General features: G+C 47.1%; 5 protein-coding genes. 2 read left to right on the plus strand and 3 right to left on the minus strand.

The annotated features are described in order from the left end of the window. The 3 genes from VIM87_RS11495 to VIM87_RS11505 all read right to left on the minus strand — a co-directional run. A partial coding sequence (locus VIM87_RS11495; RefSeq protein ID WP_331997134.1) for a hypothetical protein occupies window positions 1-568 on the minus strand: 568 nt, incomplete at its 3' end. 77 nt (window positions 569-645) lie between these two features. After that, the gene (locus tag VIM87_RS11500; RefSeq protein WP_331997135.1) at window positions 646-1,302 is read right to left on the minus strand and encodes an SDR family NAD(P)-dependent oxidoreductase; all 657 of its coding nucleotides are present in this window, start codon (window positions 1,300-1,302) and stop codon (window positions 646-648) included. 106 nt (window positions 1,303-1,408) lie between these two features. Beyond that, entirely contained in the window at window positions 1,409-3,742 is a 2,334-nt protein-coding gene (locus VIM87_RS11505) for a TIM-barrel domain-containing protein (protein WP_331997136.1), read from the minus strand. A 302-nt stretch (window positions 3,743-4,044) separates the two neighbouring features. On the opposite strand from VIM87_RS11505, the gene VIM87_RS11510 reads away from it, so the two are divergent. Beyond that, complete coding sequence (locus VIM87_RS11510) at window positions 4,045-6,447, plus strand: ABC transporter permease (RefSeq protein ID WP_331997137.1); 2,403 nt, start codon at window positions 4,045-4,047, stop codon at window positions 6,445-6,447. A gap of 349 nt (window positions 6,448-6,796) precedes the next feature. Further along, the coding region (locus VIM87_RS11515) for a hypothetical protein (RefSeq protein WP_331997138.1) at window positions 6,797-7,345 on the plus strand (549 nt) is incomplete at its 3' end.

Raw genomic sequence — 7,345 nt, forward strand, 5'->3', positions numbered from 1 at the left:
AAAGACGGATAAACTGGCGCATCCATTGGGTGTACGGCTCCTTCTCCGCGCTTACCGTGGCCAGGTACCTGGCGGAGAGCCAGAGATATACGGTAATAGAGCCCCAGCGGGGAATATCGGCATACACATTATAGCTGTCAATAAAACGCCCCAGGAAATCAGGGGCCGGTATTGAAAAATCCAGCAAGGCAGCTGCAAAATATATTATAATGCTAAGCTGCGGCACGCAATCTATTATTACCGGTAAAAAATGTAAGCGCTGCTTCCGGCTGATCCTGAAGTTGGGATCTATGGTGCTTTTGACATAAAAATACAACAGCGGCCCAAGGGGCATAATAATAACCAGCGGGATAAGATTGCCTATCAGGTTCAGAACAGGATTATCCGCGAACCGGGGCGATTCAAAAAGGTACAGGTTCAAACAAGCCAGCGCTATGAGTAGTATAAGGGTGCCCAGTAAACGGTTGGGACGGGATCGTTTCTTTGAGAAGAAGAGCAGCATGCTCATAATAACGCCCTGTAAAAAGCCCAACAGGATCAGGATGTGGAAAAATTCAGCAAAGGTCATAGCCGCGGGTTTGGGTTTTAAAGATAGGGATTATTGGGAGCCCGCGGCATGTTGAATCATCTGACCGGCTGATATTTTTAGCTTCTGAAACTGGAAGGTGTTGAGCGGGTGTGCTTCTTGAAAAAGTGATTAAAGTGTGCGGGATCTTCAAAGCCAAGGGTATAGCTGATCTCGGAAATATTCCACGCAGTGTGCTTTAGCAGGGCCGTGGCTTCCGCAACCAATCTTTCCGAAATAAGCGCAGTAGTGGTTTTACCTGTTGCGTGCTTCATGGCACGGTTCAGATGGTTTACATGGATGGACATACGCTCTGCAAAATCATTGGCAGACCGAAGCGCAAAGCGCTGCTGCACCGACTCTACCGGGAATTGCCTTTCCAGCAATTCATTAAAGACAGACGCGATGCGCACATTGGCATCCATGGTATCAAATTGCCGTTCAATTGTTTCAATGGAGGTGGCTTCCAGCGGACCGTATGCGCCAAAACCCGCGTTGTTGAGCAACACATCAATACGGCCAAACCGTTTGATCCCGCTCTCGATAGCAGCCGCAATCGATCCGGCATCCAGCACATCAAGCTTTGCCACCAGCACATCTTCTAAGCTCACCAGCTCTTCCTCCTTCTCCGGTTGGCGCATGGTGGCAATAACATTCCAGCCGTTTTGATGAAATAACTTCGCAGTTGCTTTACCAATGCCGCTGCTTGCACCTGTAACTAATATTGTCTTTTTCATTTGGTTTGTTCTTTTAAGTTGACAATACAAAGTTATGCAGGTGCTTAGCCGGAATTTTGTTGGATTCAAACAGATGCTTGTATATTTCAAACAGGGATTAATTCCCTTACAAACGAACGGTTAATTTTTTCCCCTTGTAACGGACCGTGGTATTAAATTTCCCGGAAGGCTCCACTCCCACGCCATGATGAGCGTCTACCACCACAATATTGAATTTCCGGTCCTTTAACATACCCGGAAAGCTTCCTTTCACATCATCTATTGAAAGTGTTTTAGCCTGATCATTCCACTGAAAACGGATCTCAGAATAACTTCCCTTTTCGTAATCATAGCCATCTCCCTCATCTTCATACAAGGTAAAGCTTGCATCTGCGCCGGGATAAATACGCAATTCAAGGTTATCCCATTTCTTCTCAGCAGCGTATTGCACTTTAGGCCCCCACGGAATAATGGAACCTGCTTTTACAAACAAGGGGATCCTGTCTATTGGAGTGGCCTGTTCTGTCCACACCCCGCCTGCTATCAGACCGCCATCCCAGAAGTTATGCCATGAGGCGCCTGCCGGAAGATAAACGGACCTGTTCTCTGCATGGCTTGCTGTTACCGGCGCCACCAGGAAAGATTGGCCGAACATATACTCATTGCCAATATCCCAAACCTTTTTATCTGAAGCAAAATCCATTGCCAGTGAACGCATGATGGAACCGGCTTTTGAAGTCACGCCCCAGGCAGTTGAATAAAGATAGGGCAACAGCTGGTACCGGAGATTAATGTATTTCTCCTGTACATCAAAAGGCCATTCACCACGGTTTCCGAACTGGTAGATCTCACGCGGAATATCAGTACCATGCGAACGCATCATAGGGGTAAATGTGGCGAACTGCATCCAGCGTGTATACAGTTCCTGGAACGCCGGATTCCTGGCGCCGCCGCCCTTTACGAAGCTGCCGGCAAAAAAACCGCCAATGTCTGCATTCCAGTACGGTATGCCGCAAAGTGAAAAGTTCAGGGCCGCAGGGATCTGTTTAGTCAGCATTTCCCAGTTTGAGCCCACATCGCCGCTCCAGGTATTGGCGCCATACCGTTGCTGGCCGGCAAATGCCGAACGGGTAAGAATAGACACCCGCTTTTTATCCGTGGTCTGCCGCTGATGATCATATACCCCGCCAACATGCTGTAACGGAAATGCATTACGTACACTTCTGAAACTGCCCAGGTAAGTAGGCTGGTCAAAATCCCGCTCTTTCAGATTTACGTGATCCGGTTCAGATGAATCCAGCCACCAGGCATCCGTATTCAAAGAAAAAATACCTTTATTTAAATAGCGCCAGTAAATATCCCTTGCCTGGGGATTATAAACATCATAAGGTGTGGTGCCGCTTGCAGGCGGCCAGGTTTCAAAATGGATCAGCATATTCTTTTGCTTCAGCTCCTCATACTGCTTCGTCAATGGACCAAAGCCAGGCCATGCCACAATGAACAAATGCGCATGCAGCTGGTGAACACTATCCACCATGCCCTTTGGATCAGGAAAAGTATGTGGATCAAAGCTCATGGCATTCCAGTTACTGTCCCTCCCCCAGTATTGCCAGTCTTGCACAATACCATCCAGCGGCACTTTCAGGCTGCGGTATTGCTTTACAACATCTACCAGCTCATACTGCGTTTTATAACGCTCACGCGATTGATTGAAACCATATACCCATAAAGGCATTAATGGAGCCTGCCCGGTTAATGCACGCATTTGAGCCACAACACCCTGCGCATTAGCTCCATATAAAAAATAATAATCGGCACAGTCGCCCACTTCCGAATCAAAGGAGGTTTCCTGCAGGTTATCCGTAAAAGTGGTAGGCGAATAGTTATCCCAAAAAACGCCATAACCCTTTACAGACTGAAAGAAGGGAATACAAACCTTCATATTATCCTGCCGCAGATACACACGCTGGCCACGCTGGCTCATTTTACCATTTTGCTGCTGGCCTAATCCATAAATGGCCTCATCATTATCTAATACAAATGCTTGCCTTACAATAAAAGCAGGTTTATTTACATCCTTCACAGGAGTGAACTGCACACCATCATCTTTTTCACTGAATAGTTTTTCTCCCAGCGTATTGCTAAAGCTTATCCTGCCCGTACCCAGCACCAGGCTAACCACAACCGAATCTGTACGCAGGAACAGCGTATCTCCTTTTTGCAAAACCGCCGGCCGGATGCTTTCAGGCATTTTAATAACGGAAAGGCTTTTCTTTGTAACAGCAGCACCAGCGGGGAATTTCAGCACTCTTACAATAGCAGGGCTAAAGAAGGTGATCTCTACCTGAACACCTTTCACGGCAGCCTCAATACCATTATCTTTTTCTTTGAATGCCTGGCTTTGCGCCTCGCCCCAAAAAATAAAAAGGCAGCAGGCAAGAGATACAATTCTGTTTATCATAACGGTTTTATTAAAGTTCAGGACCTGTGAAAAAATAGAAAACCAGGGGCTCAATGCATACACACAAAAGCGCCATAACGTGCAGATAGGAACACCACAATTATTATTGTCAATTTGACAAATATAAGCGGAACAATTCTAATTTTAAATAAAATTCATACAGGGCAGCATGTCCGGAAATGGACATCATAATCCGAAAGCGGACATTTCCATTTAGCAGCAGCATTCTAAACAATTAAAAATGAGCACTTTATTATTTTTGTATTGTTTTTGCGATATGCCCCGCAATAATCCACTCCCGTATGCTGAAGAACTACCTTAAAACGGCTTTCCGGAGCCTGTGGCGCAACAAGCGTTATGCCTTTCTCAACATCACCGGTCTTACCCTGGGTATCACCGTTTGCCTGGTTATCTATGTGATCATTCAATACGAGCAAAGCTTCGATAGGTTCCATACGAAGAAAGACCGCATCTACAGGGTGCTCACGGTATCGCCGGGAGAAAGTGGCAAGATCAATTACACACAGGCCGTGCCTTTCCCTTTACCCACAGCGCTGCAAAACGATTTCTCCGGGTTAGAGAAGGTAACCGGCATTTTACAAATGGGTAAAAGGCTGGTAACACTGGAAGACGGGCATGGCAACATTCAGAAGAAATTCAAACCACTGGTATATTTCCTGCAACCCTCCTTCTTTGACATATTTGACTACAAATGGCTGGCGGGGAATAAAGCCACTGCGCTGAACGATCCTAATTCCACGGTGCTGGCACGTTCCACCGCAGAAAAATATTTTGGCGACTGGCACAAGGCCATGGGGCAGGTCATCCGGCTTGATCAGCAATTTAACCTGACGGTAACCGGCATCCTGGATGATCCTCCCAAGAACACAGAGTTCCAGTTTGATATGGTGGCAACTTATGCCATGCTTAAAATAAACGAGATAAAGGATTGGGTAACCATAGACGATGTGCATAATTGCTATGTGCTGCTGCGCCCGGGACAGGATGAGGCAAAGATCGACAAACAGCTGATCGCCTTCTCTAAAAAATACAAAGACCCGAAGAACACGGCTACGCATATGCTGCAGTCCCTGGCCGGCGTGCATTCAGATAAACGCACCGCGAACTTTATTGGCCGCGTGGCATCGCCTGAACGTATAAGAATGCTGTGGATGATCGCTGCATTTATTTTACTCATTGCCTGTGTGAACTTCGTTAACCTGGCCACTGCACAGGCAGTGAACCGTACCCGTGAGATCGGGGTGCGCAAGGTATTGGGCAGTAACCGCTGGCAGCTGAAAATACAATTCCTGTCTGAAACGGCTATCCTGGTGCTCACCTCTCTCCTGCTGGCCGTGGTGCTGGCGTTGTGCGTGCTGCCGTTCATCAGCAGGATCATGGACCTCCCTTTGGGGGCCGGTATGCTGGCTGCCTACAACGTGTATGCATTGCTGTTTGCCATCTTCTTCGCTGTTACTTTACTGGCGGGCTTCTACCCTTCTATCGTTGTGTCAGCCTTCAACCCCATTAATGCTCTAAAGAGCAAGATAGCCGCCAGCAGAAACAGCGGCGGCATTTCCCTGCGCCGTAGCCTGGTGGTTTTCCAGTTCATTATTGCACAGGCATTGATCATTGGTACGCTTATCATTCTGCAGCAAATGAATTACTTTAACAAACAATCCATGGGCTTTACGCGGGATGCTATTGTGAATGTACCTTTCCGTAACGACAGCGCGGGCAATGCAAAGATCGCTTACCTCCGCGACCAGCTGCAGCAGATCAAAGGCATCCAGGAGCTGAGCTTTTCCAATGCAGCGCCATCCAATGATGGTAACTGGTGGACAGGTTTTAAATATGATCATCAGGCAGAGGAAACTAAATTCGCGTGCGTCACACGCTGGGTAGATTATAACTATCTGAACACTTACGACATCAAACTCGTAGCAGGCCGCAACCTCACCCGCACAGACTCCGTACGCGAGTTCCTGGTGAACGAAACCCTGGTGCAAAAACTGGGTTTGAAGCCGGCGGACGTACTCAATAAAGATATAGATGTATGGGGCGGGCAGATCAAAGGCCCGATTGTAGGAGTAGTAAAAGATTTTGCTGCCGGTACGCTGAAAGAAGCTGTGGCGCCTGTATTCATGAGCAACATAAAACGGCGTTTCAACAGCGTGGGGATAAAACTGGCTGCCGGTGCGGATGTAACAGCTTCGATGAAAGCTATAGAAAAGCTCTGGAACGAGAACTTTCCCGAACAGATCTTTGAATACCAGTTCCTGGACCAGCGGATCGCAGAGTATTATAAGGAAGAACGCCAGCTGGCGCATTTGTACGAGATCTTTGCAGGCATCGCCATCTTCCTCAGCTGCCTGGGCTTATACGGCCTGGCATCGTTCATGGCGGTACAGCGTATAAAGGAAGTAGGCGTGCGCAAAGTGCTGGGTGCAACACCCGCTCATATTGTATACCTTTTTTCGAAGGAGTTTATCCTGCTCATAGGGATCGCCTTTGTAATAGCAGCCCCGCTGGTATGGTATTTCATGCATAACTGGCTCAATAATTTTGTGAACCGGATAGATATTAACTGGGGCGTGTTTGTAGCCGGAGGTGCGGCAGCACTGGTGATAGCGCTGATAACCGTTAGCTCCCAGGCCATCAGGGCAGCCATGATGAACCCTGTGAACAGTTTAAAAGCAGATTAATAAATCTCGGAAGGCAAATGCGGAGCTAAAAGAATGTAAAATGTAAAATTTTAAACCGACGAAGGAGGTTCATAGAGACCACTGAAAAGACTTTATGAACGAGATAAATCATAAATATAAAAGTGGAATGCAGCGGTTAGGTCCGGACCAAACTTCGCTGCATTCCACTTTTACATTTAAAATTTTACATTTATGATTTTACATTCTTTTTAGTTCAGCTCCTTTATATACATTGTTTTCCAAATTTATCGTATATTCTCCAAGTAATTGAGACCCAAGTTCAGTGAGTTAAAACCCAGGATCGTTTATTATCAATCTTTTGCGAAACCATTAAGCCACGTCTGCCTCCATGAAAAAATTTTACATTGCCGCTGTATTGCTGTTATGCACTGCATTTGCATCTGCCCAGCTTAATACCAACCCTTACCTGTCTGCATACTATACTGCGCCGGCAGGAAATACCATTCTTGATTTCAGCAACAACCGGCTGCTGGTTGTAAAAGACTCCACCTGCCGGTTGATTAACACGCAGCAAAATACCAGCGAAGTGTTCACCCTCCCCGGAAAACTCTCAATTTTGCCCGATCAGACCAGCTCCGCCTGGGTAACGCCTGTTGGAGCATTATTCACCGTATTACGGGGAAATAATTCTGTAGCGGTATATGAATGGCGGCAAGGCCAGTTAACATTGCTGGAACCTCATGTAAGAGCATTGTCGGTTGCCGGTAATTATCTTGCCTGGGTACGGGGCCAGGGCGCCCTGCCGTCGGTGGTAACAGATTCCCTGTTCCTCAGGAACTTTGCCACACAACAGGTTACATTGGTAGATGATAGTGTTGGAACAGATATAGCCGTGTCTAAAGAGGGGATGGCGGTGTATTATGATTATAACCAGCAG

The sequence above is a fragment of the Chitinophaga sp. genome (genome assembly GCF_036569125.1).
Classification (GTDB): Bacteria; Bacteroidota; Bacteroidia; order Chitinophagales; family Chitinophagaceae; genus Chitinophaga.